The following is a 24,786-nucleotide window of genomic DNA, read 5'->3' as shown; positions in this document are numbered from 1 at the left end:
GGATCAGTCTTACGGCTTGGACTTTTCCAGATAACGGAAGAAGTCGCTGCTCGGATCAAGCACCATCACATCGCGCTTATCAGCAAAGCTTTCGCGGTAGGCGCGAAGGCTGCGATAGAACGAATAGAACTCCTGGTCCTGACCGTAGGCCTTGGCGTAAATCGCAGCAGCCTGGGCGTCACCTTCACCGCGCAGCTCTTCAGCTTGACGATAGGCTTCTGCCAGCAGTACGCGCTTCTGACGATCGGCGTCGGCACGAATACCTTCGGCCAATTCCTTACCTTTAGCGCGGTGCTCACGGGCTTCACGCTCACGCTCGGAACCCATCCGGTCGAATACGCTGCGGTTAACTTCTTTCGGCAGGTCGATACCTTTGACCCGCACGTCAACCACTTCAATGCCCAACTCTTTCTGCGCCGCTCTGTTCAGCGATGCCGTTACGTCAGCCATCAGTGCGTCACGCTCACCCGACACCGACTCGTGCAGCGTGCGCTTACCGAACTGGTCACGCAGCGATGCTTCAAGACGACGCGACAGACGCTCATCGGCGATCTGCTTGACGCCAGAGGTCGCGGTATAGAAACGCTCGGCATCCAGCACACGCCACTTGGCGTACGCATCAACCATCAGCGCTTTCTTTTCCAGGGTCAGGAAACGCGAGCTGGAGGAATCCAGGGTCATCAGACGCGCATCAAAAATACGCACCTGGTTAACGTAAGGAATCTTCACATGCAGGCCAGGCTTAACGTCTGGCTCAACGATACGACCGAATTGCAGGAGCACTGCGCGCTCGGTTTGGGCGACGATGTAGAAGCTGTTCCAGGCAACCAGTGCCAGAACCACAGCCACAATCAGGCCAACCAGTGATTTATTACTCATCAGCGGCTCTCCCTAGTGCGCACTTCAGGCATCTGCGGCGGCCTTACCGAGCTTGTGCTTGCATCGTTGCTGCTGCCGGAAATTGAACTGGCAGCCGCACCACTGCGACCATCAATCATTTTGTCCAGCGGCAGATAGAGCAGATTGTTCTGGCCCTTGTCACCGGTGACCATGACCTTGCTGGTGTTACTCATGACTTCCTGCATGGTATCCAGATACAGACGCTCACGCGTCACTTCCGGCGCCTTGCGATATTCCGCTACCAACGCAGTGAAACGATCCGCCTCACCCTGAGCGCGGGAAACCACTTCGTCACGGTAACCGCTGGCATCTTCGATCAGACGCTGAGCCTGACCACGCGCTTCCGGCACGACGCCGTTGGCATAGGTCTCAGCCTTGTTCTTTTCGCGCTGCTCGTCTTCACGCGCACGAATCACGTCATCGAATGCTTCCTGAACTTCACGCGGCGCTGCGGCGCTCTGCAAGTTGACAGTCGTCACGACGATACCGGTCTTGTAGGTATCGAGGAAACGCTGCAGGCGCTCCTTGACTTCGCTGGCCATCAGCTCACGACCTTCGGTCAGCACCTGATCCATCTCGGTCGAACCCACTACGTGGCGGACCGCACTGTCAGTTGCGTGCTGCAAGCTGATTTCCGGCTGATCAACGTTCAACACAAAATCCTGCAGGTTGCTGATTTTGTACTGCACGGTGAGCGGCACTTCGATGATGTTCTCGTCCTCAGTCAACATCTGACCCTGCTTGCTGTAAGCACGCTCACGGGTGACGTTTTCCTGAAACTTGCGATCAATCGGCGGGAAATAGATATTCAGGCCCGGCCCTACGGTTTCGTAATACTTACCGAAACGCAGCACCACCGCCTGTTCTTGTTCGTCGACAACATAGATCGCGCTGTACAACCAAATGGCTGCAAGCACTGCCAGGCCGCCCAGCAGCAGGCCGAAGCCGCCACCGCCTTTACTGCCGCCGCTGTCATTGTCATTGCCACGATTCTTATTACCGCCAAAAAGCCCGTTCAGGCTCTCTTGCAGCTTGCGGAAGGCTTCGTCGAGATCTGGCGGCCCTTTACGATCGCCGCCGTTGTTACGACGACCACCCCATGGGTCCTGATTATTCCCGTTGCCACCCGGCTCATTCCAAGCCATAGCGCTCTCCATCTGATAAAGCGAATACGCGCCAAGCGGCGCGCCTGCCAATGCTATCGAATGCCCGCCCTAATCGGCATATTTAGTAACACGGGCTTTATTGCAAAGTGTGTTGCTCAATAAATTCGACAGGTTGCAAACCCGCCCGACTTACTAATCGATTCAGCTCTGTACGCGGCACGCGAACAGCCAACAAACTGCTGCCATCTTCCGCATGCGCTTCACTCTGTACAACCCCCAAAGCAAAGAACTGGGCACGTAAACTGGCCAATTTGAACGGCAGTTGCAAGGTTCCGACAAATAAATCGTCACCCAGCAGCTCGGCAATGGCCTGTTTCAGCAGCGGCAAACCGCGGCCATCACGCGCCGACAACCAGACCCGCTGGGGTTTACCGTCTTCGCCACGCTGAATCTGCGGCTCTACACCTTCGAGCAAATCGAGCTTGTTGTAGACCTCGAGTATCGGCAATTCCTGCGCGCCAATTTCGCCCAGCACGTGCATTACCTGCTCAACCTGCGCCATGCGTTCCGGCTCATGAGAGTCGATTACATGCAGCAGCAAATCGGAATTGCTCGATTCTTCCAGAGTAGCGCGAAATGCTTCGACCAACTTGTGCGGCAAGTGGCGAATAAAGCCCACAGTATCGGCCAACACAATCGGCCCCAGATCTTCAAGATCGAGACGCCGCAGCGTTGGGTCGAGTGTTGCAAACAACTGGTCTGCAGCGTAGACCTCAGATTCGGTCAGCGCATTGAACAGGGTCGATTTGCCGGCGTTGGTGTAGCCCACCAGTGACACCGAAGGAATATCGGCACGCTTACGCCCGCGCCGCGCCTGATCTCGCTGGCTGCGCACTTTGGTAAGCTTTTGCTTGATCTGGCGAATACGAACGCGCAGCAGGCGGCGGTCTGTTTCCAGCTGGGTTTCACCCGGGCCGCGCAGACCAATACCGCCTTTCTGCCGCTCAAGGTGAGTCCAGCCACGAACCAGACGCGTGCTCATATGATCGAGCTGTGCCAGCTCAACCTGCAACTTGCCTTCGTGGGTGCGCGCGCGCTGCGCGAAGATATCGAGAATCAGGCCGGTACGATCCAGCACCCGACACTCAAAAACACGCTCAAGGTTACGTTCCTGACTGGGCGTAAGAATGTGATTGAAGATAACCAGGTCGGCCTCATGGGCTTTGACCTGGTCACGCAACTCTTCAACTTTACCGCTACCAATCAAGTATTTTGCGGTCAGCCGACCGCTTGGCACACTGAGGAAGGCCACCGCATCAGCGCCCGCTGACATCGCGAGCTCCTGAAACTCCTGCGGATCTTCACGCGCCTCTGAGTCTTGGCTATCCAGATGCACAAGGATTGCCCGCTCACCACCTTCATGACGCTCGAAGAACAATACAGCCCCCTATATCAGGCGTTGCCAGGTTCTGCTTCAGCTGCTTCGGTTTCGCTAGCAGTTGGCAGACGAACAGGACGGCTTGGCACGACAGTCGAAATTGCGTGCTTGTAGACCATCTGGCTGACAGTGTTTTTCAGCAAAATCACGAACTGGTCGAAAGATTCGATCTGTCCCTGAAGTTTGATGCCGTTTACCAGGTAAATGGAAACGGGTACGCGTTCCTTACGCAGGGTGTTCAGGTAAGGGTCTTGTAGCGAATGCCCTTTTGACATGTGCCGCACTCCTTTTGGGATAATTTCAAATAATTTAAGTAAGCAATAAATAGCTGGAGTCGCCATACCCCCAAGGATAGACGGCTATCGGCAGGATCTCATTTCAATATGGAGACCGAAGCCAGATATTTCAAGGCACGTGACAGATTGTCGCAAGATAAACTGTCGAGCCAGTGCAGATTCTCCCAGCTTCTCAGCCAGGTGAACTGTCGCTTGGCCAACTGGCGAGTCGCAACAATCCCGCGTTTCTGCATTTCTTCTTTTGTAGCAGTGCCATCAAGGTATTCCCAAACCTGGCGATACCCCACTGCACGTATAGACGGTAAACCGGCGTGCAGGTCACTTCTCTGATGCAGCCGTTCGACCTCATCAATCAGCCCCTGTTCCAGCATCTGCACAAATCGTTGCTCGATACGGGCGTGCAACACACTTCGCTCAGCTGGCGCAATGGCAATATTGGCCACAGTATAGGGGAAACCGTGGCCTGCGGTCGTGCTCGAATCAATATTATGTTGCGCCTGGCGTTGCCGATGTTCGGTCATGCTGAGACCGCTCACCCGGTACACTTCCAGCGCCCGAATCAAGCGCTGCGGGTCATTCGGGTGAATCCGCGCAGCGGACTCGGGATCAACTGCCTGCAGCTCGGCATGCAGCGACTCCAACCCTTGCTCCTGAGCCTGTTGCTCAAGCACGGCGCGAACTTCGGCATCAGCGGCCGGCATGTCGGCCAGCCCTTCACGCAATGCTTTGTAATAAAGCATTGTTCCGCCGACCAGCAACGGGATCCGTCCACGCGCGGTAATTTCGGCCATTTCGGCCAGCGCATCGCTGCGAAACTCGGCCGCCGAGTAGCTTTCTGCCGGATCACGGATATCAATAAGCCGGTGCGGAAACTCGGCCAGCGTGGCTTTGTCCGGTTTGGCGGTGCCTATGTCCATGTCGCGGTAGATCAGCGCCGAGTCGACACTGATCAAGTCACACGGCAACACGCGGGCAAGCTCCAGCGCCAGGTCGGTTTTACCGGCAGCTGTCGGGCCCATCAGGAAAATTGCCGGCGGCAGGCGCTCAGACATGTTTATAAGGTCTCTTAAAAGTCGGCGAGGTGCCGGGCGCGATCAACGACCGCGCAGGAACAGCTTATCCAAATCATCCATGGCCAGCTGCGTCCATGTAGGACGACCATGGTTGCATTGACCGCTGCGCTCAGTATGTTCCATGTCACGCAGCAAGGCGTTCATCTCCGGCAACGTGAGGCGGCGGTTGGCGCGAACCGAGCCGTGACACGCCATGGTGCCGAGCAACTCGTTGAGGTGCGCCTGAATCCGGTCACTGGTGCCGTATTCGAGCAAGTCCGCCAGTACATCATGCACCAGCCGTGTGGCTTCAGCCTGCTTGAGCAAGGCCGGAATCTGACGGATAGCCAGTGTTTCCGGGCCCAGACGCTGCAACTCGAAACCCAGCCGCTGGAACCAGTCGGCATGCTCTTCTGCGCAATCGGCTTCTCGCTGGCTCAGGGCAATCGACTCCGGCACCAGCAACGGCTGCCCGCGCAGCCCTTCGCTGGCCATCGCGACTTTCAGCCGCTCATAGGTGATGCGTTCATGCGCCGCATGCATATCCACCAACACCATGCCCTGCACGTTTTCAGCGAGGATATACACGCCTTTGAGCTGCGCAATGGCATACCCCAACGGCGGCACGTCGCCCTGCTCGGCAGGCAAACCCATGGCCGGGGAAGACGGCATCGGCGCGAAAAACTCGCGATAGGCACTCTGCGCCTCGGCAGCCGGAACGGCCGCGGCGGGAGAGCCACCCGAATATTGCTGATAGCCAGCGCCCGGCGAGCGCCAGACATTGGTTGCCGGCTGTGTTTCAAGCGTGCTCGCGGCCAGGCCGATTTCACCTTGCGGGCCAAATTCGCCGGCGGCCGCGCCAGTCGGGCGCACCATCTGCTCGACCGCAGCGGGCGCTGCCAGTTGGTCTTCGGGACGAACTTCGCCGAGCGCACGGTGCAGCGTGCCGTAGAGGAAATCGTGAACCATGCGCCCGTCACGGAAGCGCACTTCGTGTTTGGTCGGGTGCACGTTGACGTCAACCACAGCCGGATCGACTTCGAGGAACAACACAAATGTCGGGTGACGGCCGTTGAACAACACATCGCGGTAAGCCTGACGCACCGCGTGCGCCACCAGCTTGTCGCGCACGGTACGACCGTTCACGTAGAAGTATTGCAGGTCAGCCTGACTGCGCGAGAAGGTCGGCAAACCCACCCAACCCCATAAATGCAGGCCATTGCGCTCAATCTCAATCGGCAGCGCCTGCTCAAGGAATGCCGGACCGCAAACTGACGCCACGCGCCGCCCACGGCTGGTTTGATCATTGGCTTCATGCAGCGAAAGCACGGTTTTACCGTTGTGACGCAGATGAAACGCGACATCAAAACGAGCCAATGCCAGGCGCTTGATGACTTCTTGCAGATGATCGAATTCGGTTTTTTCAGTGCGCAGAAACTTGCGCCGCGCAGGCGTATTGAAGAACAGGTCGCGAACCTCAACCGAGGTGCCAACCGGATGCGCGGCAGGCTGCACACGCGGCTGCATGTCGCGACCTTCGGTTTCAACCTGCCAGGCCTGCTCGGCCTCGGCGGTGCGCGATGTCATGGTCAGGCGTGATACGGAACTGATCGAGGCCAGCGCTTCACCGCGAAAGCCCAGACTCATGACTTGTTCAAGGTCTTCGAGCTCGCGGATCTTGCTGGTGGCGTGACGCGCCAGCGCCAGCGGCAGGTCGTCTTCGGCAATTCCACTGCCATCATCACGCACCCGCAGCAGCTTGACGCCGCCCTGCTCGACATCGACATCAATGCGTTTGGCACCCGAGTCGAGGCTGTTTTCGAGCAACTCCTTAATCACCGAAGCCGGACGTTCAACCACTTCACCGGCGGCAATCTGGTTCGCCAGCCGCGGACTTAGCAGCTGGATGCGTGCAGCGTCACTCATGGCTGTGACGCCAACGAAGTCGCCGGGATGTGCAGGGTCTGACCGACCTTGATCACATTCGAACTCAGGGAGTTGGCACTCTTCAATGCCGCCAGGCTGATTTGGTAGCGCTCGGCAATCATCGCCAGGCTCTCGCCGGAGCTCACCCGATGCTCGCGCGCGCTCGGCGCAATCTTGCCGTTGTCACGCTGCCAGGCAATGTAACTGCCGGGTGGCGGGTTCTGCTGGAAGAACTGCTTCACACCCGAAGTAATCGAGCGTGCCAGCGATTGCTGATGCTTGGATGAGAACAGCTTGTTGGCCTCATTCGGGTTAGAGATAAACCCGGTCTCGACCAGAATCGACGGAATATCCGGCGACTTCAACACCATGAAGCCGGCCTGTTCGACCCGACGCTTGTGCAGCGGGGTGATCTGGCCGATGTTGCTGAGGACTTTCTGGCCGACGTTCAGGCTCGACGAAAGCGACGCAGTCATCGACAGGTCAAGCAATACGCCTGCAAGCATGCGGTCCTTATCATCCAGGCTGACGTTGCCTGCCCCACCGATCAGGTCGGACTGGTTTTCGGCATCGGCCAGCCAGCGGGCGGTCTCCGAGGTGGCGCCGCGATCAGACAGCGCATACACCGAGGCGCCAAACGCGGAGCGGCGCGGGGCTGCGTCGGCATGGATCGAGACGAACAGGTCGGCGCCCTTCTTGCGGGCAATTTCAGTACGCCGGCGCAGCGGAATGAAGTAGTCACCGGTACGCACCAGCTCGCCACGAAAACCTTTTTCCGCATTGATCTGGCGCTGCAATTCCTTGGCGATCATAAGCGTAACTTGTTTCTCGACCTTGCCTTTAACCGGCGACAGCGCGCCCGGATCTTCACCGCCGTGGCCCGCATCAATCGCGATCACGATGTCGCGTTTACCACTTGGCGCTGGCACGATCTTGGGCGGCGCCTGGGTTGGGGTGACAGGAACGGTCGGCGTGCTGGCAACCTGAGTTGAAGGCAATGCAGAAGGCGTGTCGGCACCCTGATCAAACAGGTCGACAACCAGACGATCACCATATTGCTGGTTAGGCGCCAGCGTGAAGCTCTTCGGGGTCACGACAGCTGAAAGGTCAATCACCACGCGCAAGTCATCGGCCGAGCGCTGGGCAGAACGCACCGAGGTAATCGGCGTGCCTTTAAGTGCAAGCGATTTGAAGTTGGTGGCCAACTTGGCGCCATTGATGTCGATAACAATGCGATTGGGCGCCGTCAGGGTAAAGACACTGTGCTTCACCGGGCCGGACAGGTCGAACACCAGACGGGTGTTGTCGGGGGCTCGCCACAACCGCACGCTGCGTACATCCGAAGCGGCAAAAGCCTCAGCGGCCATAACCGCCAACACCACCCCAACTGCAATAAAACGCGCGCCTATGCGCATAGCCAACCCCATTTTATGATTTCACTCCGATGGCCAATGCGGCACACCAGGATTTGCCACGTGCACTTTTCGCGTGCATTTGTAAGAGACGCCCTGCACCTTGGGGTGTAATGGTAATGTCCATGTCGGCCTTTGGCAAAACGCCGGCGCCTCTTTGCGGCCACTCAACCAGGCATAAAGCATCGCCAGCGAAGTAATCGCGGATACCTAAATACTCTAGCTCTTCTGGATCGACCAACCTATACAAATCAAAGTGATAGGCCTGCAACTTACCAATTACATAAGGTTCGACCAACGTGAAGGTCGGGCTCTTCACCGCCCCGGTGTGGCCAAAGCCGCGGATTATCCCGCGTGACAAGGTGGTTTTGCCCGCCCCGAGATCACCGTGCAAATAAATGATGCCGACACCCTGAGTGACTTCGGCAATGCGCGCACCCAGTGCCAGCATTGCCTCTTCATCGGCGGCAAACAACTCGAAATCAGACACCTGAAAGCTCCTGCATTAACTGACGAATGGCTGCGCACAAATCACTGGCAGCCAGACCGCGCCCCTCTACAGCCAACATCTCCCCCGCACACGCATGCAGCCACACCGCCAGACTCGCCGCCTCGAAAGGCGTCAGCCCTTGCGCGAGCAATGCCCCCGTCAAACCGGCAAGCACATCGCCAAGGCCTGCACCTGCCATCACCGGATGACCGCGATCACACACCCGCAAGCGACCATCCGCCGCACCGACAAGAGTTCCGGCGCCCTTGAGCACACAGACACAAGCAAAGCGCTTGGCCAAAGCCAGCGTGGCCTTCGCGCGATCCGCCTGAACCTCGCCGATACTGATACCCAACAGGCGTGCGGCTTCACCCGGATGCGGGGTTATTATCGCCCCGGCAGGCAGTTTGACGCTGCCTGTTGCGAGCATATTTAGTGCATCTGCATCCCAAACCTGAGCATCCGGGCCACTCGCGGCAAGCGAGAGCATGCTGCGACTCCAGGCGCTCTGCCCCAAACCGGGCCCAACGACCATCACGCTGGCTTGCTTGACCAGTGCCATCAATTGATTGGCGGATGCTACGCCCAGCGTCATCACCTCTGGAATCCGCGACTGAGCCGGCGCGACATGCTCGCTACGGGTTGCCAGCGAAACCAGCCCCGCGCCCGAGCGCAAGGCCGACTGCGCGGCCAGCAATGCGGCGCCGGCGAAGCCGCGATCACCGCCCACCACCAGTACATGGCCCAACTGACCTTTATGCACATTCTTCGGCCGCGCGCCCAACAGCGGCACGTTGCTCGCTGCCAGCCGCTGCGCTCGCGCCGGATGCGCTGCCACAATGCGTTCATCGGCCTGCAAGTCATCGAATAACAACTCACCCACATAATCCAGCGCCGCGCCGGTGAGCAAGCCCAGCTTGAGGCCGATCAACGTCACGCCTACATCTGCGCGCACCGCACAGCCCAGAACCTGCCCGGTGTCTGCGCTCACGCCGGAGGGCAGATCCACCGCCAAAACCGGCAACTGCGCTTGATTAATCTGCGCGATTGCGTCGGCATAAGGCGCACGCACGTTGTCACGCAAGCCGGTGCCGAGCATGGCATCGACCACGACGCCGTGCAGCACCGATTGCGCCGACCACGGCTCAATGCGGACGCCAGCCGCAACCGCTTCATCGCGCGCCAGTGCGGCATCGCCCTGCAATTGGCTGGCATCGCCCACCGCCAATACCGATACTTGCCAGCCGCTGCGCAACGCCAGCGCCGCGATCAGGTAACCGTCGCCGCCATTGTTACCGTGACCGGCCAAGACGGTGATCGCGCCAGCATCTGGCCAGCGTCGGCGCAGCACTCGCCAGATCGCATGCGCCGCGCGACTCATCAATTCAAACCCCGGGGTTCCGGCAGCAATTAACTTGGCGTCCAACTCACGCACTTGCTGTGCGCTGTAGAGAGCCAGTGGCAGATTCTCGCAATCGCGCGTCATGTCAGTAGCCCTCCCTCGATACCAATGCCGCCTGGGCACGGTAAAAGCCTTAGCGCAGGCACCCAGTTTACTGATGCACAGGCTGATTATCGGCAGATTTTATCAGCCCGGATGTCGCACCAAGGCGTTTTTGTGCGGTTGCGATGTGTGTTTGTCTGGCAAAATTGTAGCGACTCTCGTCCAGGCCCGTTGCTTCGCATGAATTCGTCCGCGCTCGACCCCGTTACGCTGGCTCAATCGATCAAGGATTGGGGCCGCGAACTGGGCTTCCAACAAGTTGGCATCGCCAGCGTCGACCTCGGCGAACATGAGGCGCACCTGCAACGCTGGCTGGACGCCGGGTATCAGGGCGAAATGGACTATATGGCGGCTCACGGCAGCAAGCGTTCGCACCCCGAGCAACTGGTGCCGGGCACGTTGCGGGTGATTACGCTGCGCATGGATTACCTGCCGGGTGATACGCGCATGGCCGAGCAACTGGCCAACCCTGAAAAAGCCTATGTATCGCGCTATGCGCTGGGCCGCGATTATCACAAGCTGATTCGCAAACGCCTGCAGCAACTGGCAGAGCGCATTCAGAAGGAGATTGGCCCGTTCGGTTTTCGCGCCTTTGTCGACAGCGCGCCGGTGCTGGAAAAGGCCATTGCCGAGAACGCCGGGCTCGGCTGGATCGGCAAGAACACTTTGGTGCTCAACCGCAAAGCCGGCAGCTACTTCTTTCTTGGCGAGTTGTTCATCGACTTCGAATTGCCGATTGATCCACCGCACGCCAGCGAACATTGCGGCCGCTGCACCGCGTGCCTGGACATATGCCCGACAGCCGCCTTTGTCGACCCGTATGTACTGGATGCGCGCAAGTGCATTTCCTACCTGACCATCGAGCTCAAGGGCGCGATCCCGGTAGAACTGCGGGCGCCAATCGGCAACCGGGTGTTTGGCTGCGATGACTGCCAGATGGTCTGCCCGTGGAACCGCTTCGCCAAAGCCACTGACAAAGGCGATTTCAAGCCGCGTCACGACCTCGACAACGCCGAACTGGCCGGGCTGTTTATGTGGACTGAGGATGAGTTCTTGAGCCGCACCGAAGGTTCGCCGTTGCGCCGCACCGGTTACCTCAACTGGTTGCGCAATCTGGCCGTCGGGCTGGGCAATGCGCCCTCAACCATCCCCGTACTGGAGGCGTTGAAGGCGCGCCGCGAGCACCCGTCTGAACTGGTGCGTGAGCATGTCGAATGGGCGCTGGAGCAACATCACCAGCGCGCCGCGATCACACCTTGAGGAAGGTTTCGCGGTAGTACTTGAGTTCAGCAATCGACTCGCGGATATCGTCCAGCGCCAGATGGCTGCCTTTCTTCTGGAAGCCTTCCTTGAGTTGCGGCGCCCAGCGCTCGGCCAGAATCTTCAGGGTCGAGACGTCCAGATAGCGGTAGTGAAAGTAATTCTCCAGCGCCGGCATGTAGCGATACAGGAAGCGCCGATCCTGACCAATGCTGTTGCCACAAATCGGTGACTTGCCCTGCGGTACCCACTCCTGCAGGAACGCGATGGTTTGGGCCTCGGCTTCGGCCGGGCTGATCTTGCTTTCACGTACGCGCTGAGTCAGGCCGCTCTGGCCGTGCGTACGGGTATTCCATTCATCCATGCCCGCCAGTAATTCATCGGACTGATGCACGGCGATCACCGGCCCTTCGGCCAATACATTGAGATCGCTGTCGGTGACGATTGTGGCCATCTCGATGATCACATCTTTTTCTGGATCGAGACCGGTCATTTCAAGATCGATCCAAATCAGGTTTTGCGAATTTTGCATGGTCCGCTCCTCGGCTAGAACCGCCAGTTTAGCGGATATCGTCTGCCTGCATGTGCCACAGCAACAGATTTGATTGACGCCAGTCAGCCATTTCGATGCACTCATCAGCCTCGACTCCCGGCACCGCAAAGGTGTTGCTGATCAGCCAGGCGCCTGGCGGCATTTGTGCCTTGGCCTTGAGCCACAGCGCAGGCATCGGCACGGGCGAGAGAAAACAGTAGACCACGTTGAATTCAGCCAGATCGGTGCGCCACAAGCTCTGGTAACGAATCGTGCAATTGGGCTGCAACATGCAACGCAGCCAGGCGATGGCGAAACTCAACGGCGCGGTTTCAACCCCGACAAACTGGCCACGCGGAAAAGCTTTGGCCAGCGCCAGCAAAGTACCGGCCGGGCCGCAGCCCAAGTCAACAAACCGCAGCTCGTCACTGCGTCGCTCAAGCAGCGTCGCCAACTGCTCGCGGGTTTGCTTGCCGGTCAGGTACAAAGGCACGCGCTCGGTGGCGCTGTTCCAGTTGAGCAACAGCACCAGCACAAAACCCACGGCAAACACCCAGGCAGGCAGTTGCGCCTGATTAGCCAGCAACACCGCTGGCACAAACAACAAGCCCAACACTTGCCACCATACGCCCAGACCAAACCAGCGACTTAATCCGGCGGCGAGAACGCCCTGTACGCCTGCTGCCAACAGCAAGCCGGGTCGCCACGGGCTGACTTGGGCCAATAGCATCAGCAGCAATCCAATCAGCAATAACGCCGCCACTTGCGCAAGCAGCGCGCCCAACCAGGGCGCGCGTGCAAACCGTGACTGCAATGCCTGTACGTAGCCCATCAATGAACTGCCTCTGAATAATCGCGGCACCAGTGTAGCGCTTCAGCGTAAGTCCTGGCGCTGCGCATGCTAGACTCGCGAACGTAATTTATTGCTTTTCAACCTCGGAATACTCATGGCCAAACGCCAACTCAATCGCCGGCAAAACTGGCGGATCGAAAAAATTCAGGGTGAGCGCGCAGCGCGTGCCGCCAAGCGCGAATCTCAAGCGCTGGAAACCCTTGAAGGGGGCGACCTTGGCCCGGAGCAAACCGGGCTGGTTATCGCCCACTTCGGGGTGCAGGTTGAAGTCGAGGCGCTCGAAGGCGAACTCGCCGGCCAAGTGTTCCGCTGCCACTTGCGCGCCAATTTGCCCGCACTGGTTACCGGCGACCAGGTTGTCTGGCGTCCGGGCAATCAGGGCATCGGGGTTATCGTGGCGCAACTGCCACGCAGCACAGAGCTTTGCCGCCCCGACACCCGTGGCCAACTCAAGCCGGTAGCCGCCAACGTCGATCTGATCGTGATTGTGTTTGCGCCGCTGCCCGAGCCGCACGCCAATTTGATCGACCGTTATCTGGTTGCGGCAGAACATGCCGGCATCCACCCGCTGTTGCTGCTGAACAAAGCTGATTTGATCGACGAGCAAAACAGCGTCGCATTGAATGCGCTGCTGGCGGTGTATCGGCAGCTGGGTTATCCGGTACTCGAAGTGTCAGCCCACGAAGGCGACGGCATGGAGCAGCTCAAAAAGCAGCTTGATGGTCACGTCAGCGTGTTCGTCGGCCAATCTGGCGTCGGCAAGTCTTCACTGGTCAACAGCCTGCTGCCCGGTATCGAAACCCGTGTCGGCCCGCTCTCGGAGCTAACCGGCAAAGGCACGCACACCACCACAACCGCGCGCTTGTTCCACTTCCCCGGTGGCGGCGAGTTGATCGACTCACCCGGCATCCGTGAATTTGGCCTGGTGCACGTCAGCCGTGAGGATGTCGAGGCGGGCTTTATCGAGTTTCAGGAGCTGCTCGGCCACTGCCGCTTCCGCGACTGCAAACATGACCGTGAGCCGGGTTGCGCGCTACTCAACGCACTGGAAGACGGGCGTATTCAGCCGCAGCGGATGGCCAGCTACCGGCACATTCTGGCCAGCCTGCCGCAAGACGAATATTGAGTTCCGGGCCGTGCAGTCGTGCGGCCCGTCTACTCCGGCTTGACCTGATCGAACTGCAAAACCCCATCCTCGAAGATATTCAGCCGCTGCTTGAGCTGCTCGGGCGGCGCCGGCTCGCCCGCAACACCTGAAGCGGGAGCAGCGGAATCACTCTGCGGCTGGGTGCTGGGTTCAGGCGCTTGCGCGTCCGGCGCGGTCGAGTCGCCACTGGCGCCTTCGATGTCACGCTGGGCCTTTTTGGTCAGCACGATGATATCGATACGCCGATTAATCGGGCTTAAGGGATCGGCGCGATCAAACAGGGCCGATGAGGCATAGCCGACAACACGGGCAATCTTGTCTTCGTCATAACCACCCTCGACCAGCACCCGCCGCGCCGCATTCGCACGATTGGCCGACAACTCCCAGTTACCAAACCCGGCATTGCCGGCAAAGGGTTTGGCATCGGTGTGGCCGCTAATGCTGATCTTGTTGGGCACCGAATTGATCGTGTCGGTCAGGGCCAACAAGATATCTTCAAAATACGGTTGGATACGCGCGCTGCCCAGATCGAACATCGGCCGGTTTTCCGCATCGGTGATCTGGATCCGCAAGCCATCCTGAGTGATCTCGAAAAGAATCTGATCCTTGAAGTTCCTCAGCTGCGGATCTTCATCAACCTTGGTCTGCAACTCCTTGAGCAACAACTCGAGGCGCTCACGCTCCATCTCCTCGGCGATCGACTGCGCCCGCTCTTCGCTGATATCGACGCTGGTGGACTCGGGCGTAACACTCGGCTCAGGGTTGAGCGTGCGATCCGGCGCCGGCGTTGGCGAGCCACCCAGATCAATCACATACGGGCTGGCACTTTCAGAAAAGCCCACGGGGTCCTGAAAGTAACCGGAAATCAGCTTCTTCTGTTCCGGCGTCGCCGAGGACATCAGCCACATCACCATGAAAAACGCCATCATCGCGATGGCAAAGTCGGCGAAGGCGATTTTCCAGGCGCCCCCGTGGCCGACACCGGCAATTTTCTTGACGCGTTTGACGATAATCGGCTGAGTGTTTTCCATGATTCAGCCTTTAGTTTCCACGCATCGCCTGCTCAAGCTCGGTAAAGCTTGGGCGGTGAGCGGGATACAGAACTTTACGGGCAAACTCGACAGCCAGCGACGGCGGCATGCCCGAGGCAGACGCAACCAGACCGGCCTTGATGGCTTCGTAAACGTTCAGTTCTTCCAGCGAGTCGTGCTCAAGCGAGCTGGCCAACGGGCCGAAAAAGCCGTACGAGGCGAGAATACCCATAAAGGTACCGGCCAACGCCGTACCGACCTTCTCACCGATCTCGGCGTTATCCGCCTCGGCCAGCACCGACATGGTGATGACGATACCCAGTACCGCCGCCACAATACCCATCGCAGGCAGGCCGTCGGCAATTCGTGCAACCGCGTGCGAAGGATGGTCAAGCTCAACCTTGAGACTGGTAATTTCCATGTCGAAGAGGTTTTCGAGCTCATGCGGCGCCATGTTGCCAGATGACATGATGCGCAGGTAATCGCAGATAAACGCGCACATGCGCTCATCTTTCAGAACCACCGGGTATTTGCTGAAAATCGGACTCGCTGCCGGGTCTTCAACATCGGCCTCAATGGCCATCATGCCTTCGCGGCGGCTCTTGTTGAGAATCTCGTAGAGCAGGCGCAGCACATCAAGGTAGTAGCTGTGCTTGTAGCGCGAGCTGAACATCTTCAAGGATTTCTTGAAGACCTGCATGAACGTGCTGCCGGGGTTGGCCTGTAAAAAAGCCCCCAGCGCCGCACCGCCAATGATCAATACTTCAAAGGGGTGAACCAGCGCCATGATATGGCCGCCAGAGAGCATAAAGCCCCCAAGCACGCTGGCAAACACCACAATTATGCCGATTATTTTTGCCATAATTTTAAAACTTGAAGACCTGAAATAAGGATTCTTTTAAACAATCCTTCTCTGTATCGGAAGATTTGCGCGAGACTGTAGGCAGAATTTATTTCGGCGCAAAACCAGCGCGACTCAAGAACCGACTGGCGGAGCCGACAAAGAGCTAACCACAACGTGGCGCAGTTTACAGGCTGGTGCGAAGCGTTCTAACTATTTTTATCAGAGCGCCGGTGCAAGCCAACAGCACCCGTTGACGCTCCACCCTCTTAAATCAGTCTGGTTGAAGTGATGCCCTTACCCAGCCCAAAAACGCGCGCGCAGTGGCTTGAGCTTCTCGACAAACAACCACTGCCGGTCACACCGCAAGCGTTGCAGCAAGTAACGCGTGCACTCGGCGACAGCCGCCGCTCGCTGCGCGACATTGGCGAGATAATGCAACGCACGCCAACGCTGGCACTGTGCATCATGCGCGAGGCCAATCGCAGCGCCTCCGCCTTGGGCGAGCCTTGCGCGCATCTGGAAACCGCATTGAGCCGACTGGGCCTGGAGCGCAGTGCACAGCTGATCAGTCGTCAGTCAACTCTGCCCGTCGAGCAGATTCCGCGGCAACTGCGCCAAATCCTGTTGATCAGCCAGCACGCGGCGCAGCAGGCGAATGGCTTGTTCGCCGGGCGACTGGCGCGGCTTTGGCAGGAAATAAACTGGGGCAGCATTCTGTTCCTGGCACCGTTGTGGCCGCTGGTTGCCGCCCACCCCGAGTTCTTTGATGAGTGGGAACAACGCGTTCTGCTCAATGGCGAGCAAGCGTGCAAGGTCGAGAAGCAACTCCTTGGCATCTCCCTGCCCAGCCTGTGCCTCGCACTGGCCGAGCACTGGCGCTTGCCCGAGTGGATAATCCAGGCCTATCGCCTGCTGCTTACCGACCGACGTCTGCTGGTGCGGGCGCTGCACATTGCCCGGGACAACGAACACCCGTTGCAGCAACAACAATGCCTGGATCAAGACAACAACCTGAGCCGCTGGCTGACGCATCCGGCCAACAGCGTTTTGCTTGCCAATGCCATTGCCTTGTCCGCGCACCACTGCTGGAGCGGATCGCACAGCCTGCGCTGGCAACAATTAACCGGGCTTTATTTGCAGGCATCGATTGGCGAGTTGCAGCAGCAAATCCACCAGCAAGCCGCAGTAAGCGCGAGACGTTGCGATACCGAACAGCTCTGGCATCCGGCGCAGGCGCTGCTGTGGCCGTGGGACGCCGTCCATTTGCGGCCGAATGTGGCCAGCGCCCCCGCCAAAACCGATGCGCAGCAATGGCGCCAGTTATGCGCGCAATTGCTGCAAAGCCCGAGCGCCTTCAGCAACACCATGCAGCTCAGTTCATGTGCGATTCAGGCATTGCAAGCCGCGGGTATGCAGCGCCTGTTACTGCTGCGTATCGATCAAAAGCTCAGTGCTTTGAAGGTACAGGAGCTGGCAGGCTTGCCCGCAGAGGCCGCCGACATAACGCTGCTGCCTCAGCAAAGCCAGGTGCTGCGCAGCTTGCTGGCCAAACCCGGCCAACTGCACCTGACGCCCGTCAATATCGCGCAATTTTCGGCGTTGCTACCCGGACCGCTGAAAGCACTGTTCGCCGGCGAGAACTTGCTTTTGCGTTCAGTCACAAACGAGGGCCGGGTGGTGATGTTGCTGGTGGCTGACATCAACGGGCAACCGCTCAGCGAGACTCAACTGAAAATATTTGGCAAAACCGCTCAATGCATTGATCGCGCACTGACAAGCTTTGCTAACCGCGCAGGCTAGGGTTTCCGTTACAATTGGGGTTTTTAATCCCATGTGAGGCCTAGCATGTCCGCCTTTGCTGAGTTGCCGCTGGTTATAGAACCCGCCCAATTGGCGCAATGCCTGAATGCGCCCGAGTTGATTCTGGTCGATCTGACCAGCAGCGCACGCTACGCAGCCGGGCACATTCCTGGCGCGCATTTTGTCGACCCCAAGCGCACCCAGCTAGGCCAGCCACCTGCGCCCGGACTAACGCCCGACAAGGCGCAACTCGAGCAACTGTTCAGCGAGCTGGGGCATAACCCGGACGCGGTGTATGTGGTTTATGACGACGAAGGCGGCGGCTGGGCCGGACGTTTCATCTGGTTACTTGATGTTATCGGCCATAACCAGTATCACTACCTCAACGGTGGTCTGTTGTCCTGGCAGGCCGAACAACTGCCACTGAGCGACGAAACACCAGCTGCTCACAGCGAGCCCGTCAGCCTGACACTGAGCGACGGCCCGACGGCCACGCGTGAATATGTGCAGAGCCGATTGGGCGCCGCCGACCTGGCGATCTGGGATGCGCGCGGACCTACCGAGTTTTCCGGCGAAAAAGTACTTGCAGCCAAAGGCGGACACATCCCCGGCGCGGTGAATTTCGAGTGGACCGCGGGCATGGATAAAGATCGGGCACTGCGTATCCGTACAGACATGCAGGCAATCCTTGAGCAACTGGGTATCACGCCCGACAAAGAGATCATCACCCACTGCCAGACGCATCACCGTTCGGGCTTTACCTATCTGGTCGCCAAAGCACTGGGCTACCCGAACGTAAAAGCCTACGCCGGCTCCTGGGGCGAATGGGGCAACCACCCTGACACCCCCGTCGAGCAGTAGTCACGCATTGCCATTTATTACGGCCCGCATTGGCGGGCCTCGATAGCCTTCAAGGGAATCCCATGAAACAACGTTTGTTCATCATCAGCCAGTACTTGCTGCCGCACCACCTGCTCTCGCGCCTGATTGGTTTTGCCGCCGAGTGCAAGACAGCCTGGTTTAAAAATCGACTGATCGGCTGGTTCATCAAACAGTACAACGTCGACATGAGCGAAGCGCAGATTGAAGACCCAACCGCCTTCGAACATTTCAACGCATTCTTCACCCGCGCCCTGAAAGCCGATGCCCGCCCTCTGGACGCCACGCCGAACGCGGTGCTTTGCCCGGCCGACGGTGCAATCAGCCAACTGGGCAAAATCGAACACGGCCGCATTTTTCAGGCCAAAGGCCACAGCTTCAGCGTGACCGAGCTGCTGGGCGGCGACACTGAAATAGCCAAGCCATTCATGGGCGGCGACTTTGCCACCGTCTACCTGTCGCCCAAGGACTATCACCGCGTACACATGCCGCTGGCTGGCACCCTGACCAAGATGGTTTATGTGCCAGGTCGCCTGTTCTCGGTGAACCAAACCACGGCTGAAAACGTGCCGGAGCTGTTTGCCCGTAATGAGCGCGTGGTCTGCCTGTTCGATACCGAACGCGGCCCGATGGCTGTGGTGCTGGTCGGCGCAATGATCGTGGCCTCGGTTGAAACCGTTTGGGCCGGTCTGGTAACCCCGCCGAAGCGTGAGCTGAAAACCTTCAATTACGACGAGGCCGCTCGCGCGCCTGTAAGCCTGGCAACAGGCGCAGAGATGGGTCGATTCAAACTCGGCTCGACCGCCGTCGTGCTATTTGGCCCGCAAGTTGTTGAGTGGGATCAGCAGCTCAACGCTGGGAGCGAAGTGCGCATGGGCCAACTTCTGGCTAGGTAATTCAGGTAAAAGGTTGAAATCGGCCCGGATCGCTTATGATTGATTTAGGTTCTGTAGGAATTTTCCTGCCTGATCTATGCTCTAAGTAATACAAGGTCCGGCCACAGCTCACGGATGATCTGGACGACTCAATACACCAACTGATGTTGGAGCACCTGCTTGACCGATAAAATGAGCCCCTACTTACTGCTGCGAGTTCCGGTTCCCAGCAAAGCCAGCCTGACGTTCAGCGAGGCCTCCCCACGCGAGGTCAAGCGCTGGATAGCCGGGCTGCCAAAGGCCAATATTGGCGAGACGGCGCGTCAACTTTATCAAGCGTTGGCTGAGCTCAATCAGCTGCAAACCCCAGCCGACAATCGCCTGCAACTGCTGGAGCTGATTCGCCCGGAGGTGTACTTCGTCTGCGAGCATCTGCAGCGTCACTTTCTGAACAAGGCGATTGTGCTCGAAGAGCGTCCGCGCAAAGTCGCCAACCTGTGTCAGGCCCTGCAAAATCATCTGGCAATGGGCTACAAGCTGATTGTTGTCGATATCTGCAAGCAGCCAAGCAAGGAGCTGGCAACGACCTTCACGGTCGCTTTGCAGCGCGCCATCAGCAGCCTTTGCGCGCCTCTGGTGCGCGCCACGCAACTCTACTGCCCGGTGCCTGAAAGGATTTGGCTTGAGCTGCATTTGCTCTATCAAATTGCCCGCTCAAAGCGCCTGCATAGCACGCCGGTGCCAGACAAACTGAACACCAATCAGAGCAGCAGCAGTGAACAAAGCTATCTGGTAGCGTTGCTGATCGGCTGCGCCCGCTGCAACCAGTTGCGCCAGAGCAGCATTGCCCATGTCGCGCAGGCGCTGGAAAGCTGGAGTCATCTGGCACATTTAAAGGACAAGGCAACGCCAACCAGCCTGTTCACCGTAGCGGTCGATCACGACAGCCCGCCCCGCTATACCTCGCTGCTCACCGATCAGGCGCTGCAACACACACTGGGCCTTGATACCCACGCGCTGGTAGACATGCTCAAGGAATACCTGCTGCTCGAACCCGAGCAGCGCAAAGTCTCACGGCTGAATATTCCAACGGGCATGAGCCTCGAAACCCTGCACCATTTAAGCGCCGCGTGGGGTGATTTATCCGAGCGCACATTCAACCGGCTCACAGGTCAGGGCAAATTAACCGTGTGCCTGGGCATGAGCGCCGTGCACTTCTTTCTCAGTGGCGAGCGTTCGTTCGGCCAGTGCCTGAAAGCTAAAGCCGTTACTCGCGAAGCTGTATTCAATACCTCAAGCCTGTCGAAAGACAGCTGGTCGCAAGCTTATGACGTCGATAAAAGTCCCGACTGGGAGAACGGCTTGCAGTACGACGAGATTGGCTATTACAAAGAGCCATCGACGATGCTTGAGGACGATGAAACTAGCGGTGAGACTTATCCAAGCTACCCGTTGGCAATCATCAACCACAGCCCCGGCGGCTACTGCCTGACTTGGCCCGGCGAGGTGCCAAGCCAGCTTCAGGCGGGCGAGTTGGTCGGTGTTCGCGATCTGCCCGAGCTTGGCTGGAGCATCGCCGTAGTGCGCTGGATTCGTCAGGCACGCGCAGGCGGCACCCAAATGGGCATCGAGCTTATCGCGCCCAGCGCACAAGCCTGCGGCTTGCAACTGGTGCGCACCAGCGAGCAGAACAGTGAATACCTGCGCGCATTGGTGCTCCCGGAAATGAGTGCCATCTCGCGGCCAGCAAGCCTGCTAACACCGCGCCTGCCGTTTCAGGAAGGCAGCAAAGTGAGGCTCAACATCAATGGTCTCGAACACCGTGCGGTCCTGCTACGCCGTAAGACCAGCACCGGCAGTTTCAGCCAGTTTGAGTACCGTCAAATGGACCAGCCACCGCCTGAGCAAGGGAAGCCCGTCACAGCTGGGACAACCCATAAGCTGAGTACCGAGGAAGACTTTGACTCACTTTGGAAGTCGCTGTAGATTGCCAAATCATCAATTTTGACGTCTTTTCACCCTCTATCGGCGTAGCCTCGACCCCATAATGGCCATCGAAAAAAAAACTATACGGCTACTTATTCTCGAAGACTCGCAAAACGAGGCCGAACGCCTCGTTAGTCTTTTCCGAAATTCCGGAAGCGCAACCCGCGTCCACCGCCTGACCTCAAGCGACGATCTCACAGAGACGCTCCAGCAAAGCTGGGACTTGCTCATTTGCGCACCGCAAAGCCAGGCGCTTGCGCCAACCGAGGCGATCAGTGTTATTCGGCGGCTGGCCAAGGACATCCCGATCATTCAGTTGCTCGCCGATAACGAGTCCGACAGCCTGACCGAAGCCCTCAACATGGGCGCGCAGGATGCCGTGCCGCAAGGTGACGACGAGCGTCTGGTATTGGTCGCAAAACGCGAGCTGAGCAATCTTGAAGAGCGACGCGCGCGCCGCAGCGCTGAAATAGCCCTGCGCGAAGCCGAAAAACGCTGCCATTCGCTACTCGAAAGCTCGGTCGATGCCATCACTTATGTGCACGACGGCATGCATATTTATGCCAACCGTGCCTACCTTGAGTTGTTCGAGTACGAGGATGCCGACGAACTCGAAGGCATGCCGATGATCGACTTGATCGCCAGTGACGATCAGGCAGGCTTCAAAGAATTCCTCAAGAATTATCAGAACGCCGACGGCGAAACCGAACTGACTTGCACAGGCGTTACCGCGCACAACAAGCAATTCAAGGCGCGCATGAGCCTCGTGCCGGCCACCTACGACAGCGAACCCTGCACACAGGTGGTGATCCGCAAGGAATCGAATAACGCCGAGCTGGAAGAAAAGCTCCGTGAGATCAGCAGCCAGGATCTGGTCACTGGGCTGTACAACCGAACCTACTTCCTTGAGTTGCTCGAAAGCGCCGCCAGCCGCGCAATCAGCACCGGCCAACCGGCCTCTCTGGCTTACGTTCGGGTCGATCATTATTCCAACCTGCTCGGCAAGATCGGCCTCGCCGAAATTGATATGCTGCTTGCCGATCTGGCCAACCTGCTGCGCTCGCACTTTGCAGAAGACGTACATCTGGCGCGCGTTAGCGATGATGCTTTTGCCGTGCTGCATCCGGGTCTGACGCCCGAAGATGCCGGCCCTTCGCTGGCCAGTCTGGTCAAGAAAGTGGATGCGCACCTGTTCGATGTCAGCGGTGTCTCGGTGCAAACCACCCTGAGCATCGGCGCCGCCGGCCTCAGCGAAAAAACCGCCAACGTACTGGAAGTTGTCGATCGCGCGCATCATTGCGCCGAAGAGCTTAGCGACGGCAATGCCCTGAAAATATTCGACCCGGCAGACGAACTCGCCGCCGCAGCCAACCGCGGCAACATGGTTGCGATGGTTCAGCAGGCGCTCGACAACAACGGTTTCCGCTTGCTGTATCAGCCGATTATCAGCTTGCGCGGCGATACCTCCGAGCAATACGAGGTGCTCCTGCGACTGCTCAGCCCACAGGGCGAAGAGCTGCTCCCGGAGGCCTTCCTCGAGGCTGCCAATACCGCCGGGCTCGGCGCCAAGCTGGATCGCTGGGTGATTCTCAATGCGGTCAAATACCTCACCGAGCATCGCAGCAAAGGCCATGAGACGCGCCTGTTCATCCACCTGACCAGCGCCAGTTTGCAGGATCAGACGCTGTTGCCGTGGTTGAGCGTGGCCTTCAAGGCAGCGCGGCTGCCTTCGGATGCGCTGATATTCCAGTTCAAAGAGCCGGACGCAATCACCTACCTCAAGCAGGCCAAGGTATTGAGCCAGGGCCTGAATGAGCTGCACTGCAAAGTGGCCCTGAGCATGTTTGGCTGCGCCCTCAACCCATTCAATGCGTTGAAACACCTGCATGTCGACTTCGTCAAACTCGACAGTTCCTACTCGCAAGACCTGAGCAATCCGCAGAATCAGGAAACCCTCAAGGAAATGCTCGGCAGCCTGCACGCTCAGGCCAAACTGACCATCGTGCCCTGCGTTGAAACAGCTGGAATGCTCTCGACACTGTGGCAGGCCGGGGTCAATTACATTCAGGGCCATTACGTGCAGTCGCCAAGCCCGACGATGGACTACGACTTCTCAGCCGAGGATATGTAGCCGCCACGCGCTGCACGCCACCGGAGTCAACAAACTGCACACGTAAAAAAACCGCTATCAAGCGGTTTTTTTACGTGTCTGCTAACAGCTCAATCCAGCCCGTCGCGGTCGCGATAACCGAGCAGGTAGAGAATGCCGTCCAGACCCAGCGTCGAGATGGCTTGCTTGGCGGACTGTTTGACCAACGGCTTGGCCCGGAAGGCTACGCCCAAACCGGCAATGGCCAGCATTGGCAAATCATTCGCGCCATCGCCCACGGCAATAGTCTGCTCCAGACGCAAACCTTCCTGAGCCGCCAGCTGGCGCAGCAAATCAGCTTTACGCTGCGCGTCGACAATCGGTTCGACCGCCACGCCGGTGACTTTGCCATCGACAATTTCCAGCTCGTTGGCAAACACGTAATCGATACCCAGCTTGGCTTGCAGCTGTTTGGCGAAGTAGGTGAAACCGCCAGACAGAATCGCCGTCTTGTAACCCAGGCGACGCAATTCGCTGAACAGCGTTTCAGCGCCTTCGGTCAAGCGTAGCGAGGCGCCGATATCGCTCAGCACATCCTCGGACAAGCCTTTGAGCAGCGCCAGACGCTCCTTGAAGCTCGCGGCAAAATCCAACTCTCCACGCATCGCCCGCTCGGTGATTTCAGCGACCTGATCGCCCACGCCTGCGGCCTTGGCCAGCTCATCGATGACCTCTGCTTCGATCAGAGTCGAGTCCATGTCGAACACGGCAAGGCGGCGATTGCGTCGGAACAGCGAGTCCTGCTGGAAGGCGATATCCACATTGAGCTCTTGCGCCACACCAAGGAACTCAACACGCAGTGCGGCTGGGTCTGCCGGCTCGCCGCGTACCGAAAACTCGATGCAGCCTTTGCCCTGCTCATCCGGCATGTCGAGCGGCATGCGCCCAGACAGGCGGTCAATGTGATCAATGTTCAGGCCGTACTTGGCCGTAATCGCACTGACGCGCTGCAATTGCTCAGCCGTGACCTTGCGCGTCAGCAGGGTCACGATATGCCGCGGTTTACCCTGCGCGCCGACCCACTGCTGGTAATCCGCTTCGGAGACCGGGGTGAAACGCACCTGCTGGTCGAGTTCATAGCCGCAGAACAGCACATCCTTGAGCACCGATGAGGCGCGCTCGGTATCGGGAATTTCAACCAGAATGCCGAAAGACAAAGTGTCATGGATAACCGCTTGGCCGATATCCAGAATATTAACGCCGCCTTGCGCCAAAACCCCGGTAATGGCGGCCGTCAGCCCCGGACGATCTTCGCCGGTAATGTTGATCAGGACGATTTCGCGCAAAGCGCACTCTCCAGGCAGGT

Annotated in this window: 21 protein-coding genes; 7 read left to right on the top strand and 14 right to left on the bottom strand. The window is 58.5% G+C overall.

The window, feature by feature from the left end; genetic code table 11:
- Window positions 1–9: 9 nt before the first annotated feature.
- The 9 genes from hflC to FEZ62_RS09840 form a co-directional block, all read right to left on the bottom strand.
- The gene (hflC, locus tag FEZ62_RS09880; protein WP_069898279.1) at window positions 10–879 is read right to left on the bottom strand and encodes a protease modulator HflC; all 870 of its coding nucleotides are present in this window, start codon (window positions 877–879) and stop codon (window positions 10–12) included.
- Window positions 879–2,045 (bottom strand): FtsH protease activity modulator HflK, encoded by a 1,167-nt coding sequence (hflK, locus tag FEZ62_RS09875; RefSeq protein WP_069898280.1) that lies wholly within the window; start codon window positions 2,043–2,045, stop codon window positions 879–881. Before hflK ends, hflC begins: the two co-directional genes overlap by 1 nt.
- A gap of 97 nt (window positions 2,046–2,142) precedes the next feature.
- On the bottom strand, window positions 2,143–3,444 hold the full coding sequence (gene hflX / locus FEZ62_RS09870; protein ID WP_069898281.1) for a ribosome rescue GTPase HflX: 1,302 nt from the start codon (window positions 3,442–3,444) through the stop codon (window positions 2,143–2,145).
- A gap of 14 nt (window positions 3,445–3,458) precedes the next feature.
- Complete coding sequence (hfq, locus tag FEZ62_RS09865; protein ID WP_069898282.1) at window positions 3,459–3,719, bottom strand: RNA chaperone Hfq; 261 nt, start codon at window positions 3,717–3,719, stop codon at window positions 3,459–3,461.
- A gap of 98 nt (window positions 3,720–3,817) precedes the next feature.
- Complete coding sequence (gene miaA / locus FEZ62_RS09860; RefSeq protein WP_090510354.1) at window positions 3,818–4,792, bottom strand: tRNA (adenosine(37)-N6)-dimethylallyltransferase MiaA; 975 nt, start codon at window positions 4,790–4,792, stop codon at window positions 3,818–3,820.
- 42 nt (window positions 4,793–4,834) lie between these two features.
- The gene (mutL, locus tag FEZ62_RS09855; protein WP_090510351.1) at window positions 4,835–6,718 is read right to left on the bottom strand and encodes a DNA mismatch repair endonuclease MutL; all 1,884 of its coding nucleotides are present in this window, start codon (window positions 6,716–6,718) and stop codon (window positions 4,835–4,837) included.
- Window positions 6,715–8,085, bottom strand: a complete 1,371-nt coding sequence (locus FEZ62_RS09850; protein WP_242454938.1) for an N-acetylmuramoyl-L-alanine amidase — start codon at window positions 8,083–8,085, stop codon at window positions 6,715–6,717. Before FEZ62_RS09850 ends, mutL begins: the two co-directional genes overlap by 4 nt.
- A 61-nt stretch (window positions 8,086–8,146) precedes the next feature.
- Window positions 8,147–8,620 carry a tRNA (adenosine(37)-N6)-threonylcarbamoyltransferase complex ATPase subunit type 1 TsaE gene (gene tsaE / locus FEZ62_RS09845; RefSeq protein WP_069898285.1) on the bottom strand — a complete coding sequence of 158 codons (474 nt, stop codon included), beginning with the start codon at window positions 8,618–8,620 and terminating at the stop codon, window positions 8,147–8,149.
- Entirely contained in the window at window positions 8,613–10,106 is a 1,494-nt protein-coding gene (locus FEZ62_RS09840; RefSeq protein WP_172927526.1) for an NAD(P)H-hydrate dehydratase, read from the bottom strand. The genes tsaE and FEZ62_RS09840 overlap by 8 nt, the downstream gene beginning before the upstream one ends.
- A gap of 198 nt (window positions 10,107–10,304) precedes the next feature.
- On the opposite strand from FEZ62_RS09840, the gene queG reads away from it, so the two are divergent.
- Window positions 10,305–11,384, top strand: coding sequence for a tRNA epoxyqueuosine(34) reductase QueG (gene queG, locus FEZ62_RS09835; RefSeq protein ID WP_069898287.1), 1,080 nt, complete (start codon window positions 10,305–10,307; stop codon window positions 11,382–11,384).
- Here queG and orn read toward each other — a convergent pair.
- Complete coding sequence (gene orn, locus FEZ62_RS09830) at window positions 11,374–11,916, bottom strand: oligoribonuclease (protein WP_069898288.1); 543 nt, start codon at window positions 11,914–11,916, stop codon at window positions 11,374–11,376. The two genes, queG and orn, sit on opposite strands and share 11 nt — an antisense overlap.
- A 28-nt stretch (window positions 11,917–11,944) precedes the next feature.
- Complete coding sequence (locus tag FEZ62_RS09825; protein ID WP_172927525.1) at window positions 11,945–12,748, bottom strand: class I SAM-dependent methyltransferase; 804 nt, start codon at window positions 12,746–12,748, stop codon at window positions 11,945–11,947.
- 115 nt (window positions 12,749–12,863) lie between these two features.
- Between FEZ62_RS09825 and rsgA the strand changes: the two genes are divergently transcribed.
- A complete protein-coding gene (gene rsgA, locus FEZ62_RS09820) occupies window positions 12,864–13,895 on the top strand; it encodes a small ribosomal subunit biogenesis GTPase RsgA (RefSeq protein ID WP_090510337.1) in 1,032 nt (343 codons plus the stop codon).
- A 29-nt stretch (window positions 13,896–13,924) separates the two neighbouring features.
- On the opposite strand, the gene motB is transcribed toward rsgA, so the two are convergent.
- Window positions 13,925–14,947 carry a flagellar motor protein MotB gene (gene motB / locus FEZ62_RS09815; RefSeq protein WP_172927524.1) on the bottom strand — a complete coding sequence of 341 codons (1,023 nt, stop codon included), beginning with the start codon at window positions 14,945–14,947 and terminating at the stop codon, window positions 13,925–13,927.
- Between the two features lie 10 nt (window positions 14,948–14,957).
- On the bottom strand, window positions 14,958–15,809 hold the full coding sequence (gene motA, locus FEZ62_RS09810) for a flagellar motor stator protein MotA (protein ID WP_172927523.1): 852 nt from the start codon (window positions 15,807–15,809) through the stop codon (window positions 14,958–14,960).
- Window positions 15,810–16,079: 270 nt separating this feature from the next.
- Here motA and FEZ62_RS09805 point away from each other — a divergent pair, with 270 nt between their 5' ends.
- The 5 genes from FEZ62_RS09805 to FEZ62_RS09785 all read left to right on the top strand — a co-directional run bounded on the left by FEZ62_RS09805 (window position 16,080) and on the right by FEZ62_RS09785 (window position 23,462).
- On the top strand, window positions 16,080–17,591 hold the full coding sequence (locus FEZ62_RS09805; RefSeq protein WP_172927522.1) for an HDOD domain-containing protein: 1,512 nt from the start codon (window positions 16,080–16,082) through the stop codon (window positions 17,589–17,591).
- 45 nt (window positions 17,592–17,636) lie between these two features.
- Window positions 17,637–18,452, top strand: a complete 816-nt coding sequence (locus tag FEZ62_RS09800; RefSeq protein ID WP_172927521.1) for a rhodanese-like domain-containing protein — start codon at window positions 17,637–17,639, stop codon at window positions 18,450–18,452.
- 62 nt (window positions 18,453–18,514) lie between these two features.
- On the top strand, window positions 18,515–19,366 hold the full coding sequence (gene asd / locus FEZ62_RS09795; RefSeq protein ID WP_172927520.1) for an archaetidylserine decarboxylase: 852 nt from the start codon (window positions 18,515–18,517) through the stop codon (window positions 19,364–19,366).
- 171 nt (window positions 19,367–19,537) lie between these two features.
- The gene (locus FEZ62_RS09790) at window positions 19,538–21,331 is read left to right on the top strand and encodes a molecular chaperone (RefSeq protein ID WP_172927591.1); all 1,794 of its coding nucleotides are present in this window, start codon (window positions 19,538–19,540) and stop codon (window positions 21,329–21,331) included.
- Window positions 21,332–21,392: 61 nt separating this feature from the next.
- Window positions 21,393–23,462 (top strand): EAL domain-containing protein, encoded by a 2,070-nt coding sequence (locus FEZ62_RS09785; RefSeq protein WP_172927519.1) that lies wholly within the window; start codon window positions 21,393–21,395, stop codon window positions 23,460–23,462.
- Window positions 23,463–23,551: 89 nt separating this feature from the next.
- Here FEZ62_RS09785 and serB read toward each other — a convergent pair whose 3' ends face one another.
- Complete coding sequence (serB, locus tag FEZ62_RS09780) at window positions 23,552–24,766, bottom strand: phosphoserine phosphatase SerB (protein WP_069898297.1); 1,215 nt, start codon at window positions 24,764–24,766, stop codon at window positions 23,552–23,554.
- Window positions 24,767–24,786 lie beyond the last annotated feature (20 nt).

Source organism: Pseudomonas sp. MS19 (genome assembly GCF_013277615.1).
Lineage (GTDB): Bacteria > Pseudomonadota > Gammaproteobacteria > Pseudomonadales > Pseudomonadaceae > Aquipseudomonas > Aquipseudomonas marincola.
This window is presented reverse-complemented; position numbering and strand designations above follow the sequence as displayed.

Excerpts from the sequence above, each read along its gene's own strand:
- hflC (WP_069898279.1), bottom strand. The coding sequence starts at position 879 with ATGAGTAATAAATCACTGGTTGGCCTGATTGTGGCTGTGGTTCTGGCA.
- hflK (WP_069898280.1), bottom strand. The coding sequence starts at position 2,045 with ATGGCTTGGAATGAGCCGGGTGGCAACGGGAATAATCAGGACCCATGG.
- hfq (WP_069898282.1), bottom strand. The coding sequence starts at position 3,719 with ATGTCAAAAGGGCATTCGCTACAAGACCCTTACCTGAACACCCTGCGT.
- miaA (WP_090510354.1), bottom strand. The coding sequence starts at position 4,792 with ATGTCTGAGCGCCTGCCGCCGGCAATTTTCCTGATGGGCCCGACAGCT.
- mutL (WP_090510351.1), bottom strand. The coding sequence starts at position 6,718 with ATGAGTGACGCTGCACGCATCCAGCTGCTAAGTCCGCGGCTGGCGAAC.
- FEZ62_RS09850 (WP_242454938.1), bottom strand. The coding sequence starts at position 8,085 with ATGGCCGCTGAGGCTTTTGCCGCTTCGGATGTACGCAGCGTGCGGTTG.
- FEZ62_RS09840 (WP_172927526.1), bottom strand. The coding sequence starts at position 10,106 with ATGACGCGCGATTGCGAGAATCTGCCACTGGCTCTCTACAGCGCACAG.
- queG (WP_069898287.1), top strand. The coding sequence starts at position 10,305 with ATGAATTCGTCCGCGCTCGACCCCGTTACGCTGGCTCAATCGATCAAG.
- orn (WP_069898288.1), bottom strand. The coding sequence starts at position 11,916 with ATGCAAAATTCGCAAAACCTGATTTGGATCGATCTTGAAATGACCGGT.
- FEZ62_RS09825 (WP_172927525.1), bottom strand. The coding sequence starts at position 12,748 with ATGGGCTACGTACAGGCATTGCAGTCACGGTTTGCACGCGCGCCCTGG.
- rsgA (WP_090510337.1), top strand. The coding sequence starts at position 12,864 with ATGGCCAAACGCCAACTCAATCGCCGGCAAAACTGGCGGATCGAAAAA.
- motB (WP_172927524.1), bottom strand. The coding sequence starts at position 14,947 with ATGGAAAACACTCAGCCGATTATCGTCAAACGCGTCAAGAAAATTGCC.
- motA (WP_172927523.1), bottom strand. The coding sequence starts at position 15,809 with ATGGCAAAAATAATCGGCATAATTGTGGTGTTTGCCAGCGTGCTTGGG.
- FEZ62_RS09805 (WP_172927522.1), top strand. The coding sequence starts at position 16,080 with ATGCCCTTACCCAGCCCAAAAACGCGCGCGCAGTGGCTTGAGCTTCTC.
- FEZ62_RS09800 (WP_172927521.1), top strand. The coding sequence starts at position 17,637 with ATGTCCGCCTTTGCTGAGTTGCCGCTGGTTATAGAACCCGCCCAATTG.
- asd (WP_172927520.1), top strand. The coding sequence starts at position 18,515 with ATGAAACAACGTTTGTTCATCATCAGCCAGTACTTGCTGCCGCACCAC.
- FEZ62_RS09790 (WP_172927591.1), top strand. The coding sequence starts at position 19,538 with ATGAGCCCCTACTTACTGCTGCGAGTTCCGGTTCCCAGCAAAGCCAGC.
- FEZ62_RS09785 (WP_172927519.1), top strand. The coding sequence starts at position 21,393 with ATGGCCATCGAAAAAAAAACTATACGGCTACTTATTCTCGAAGACTCG.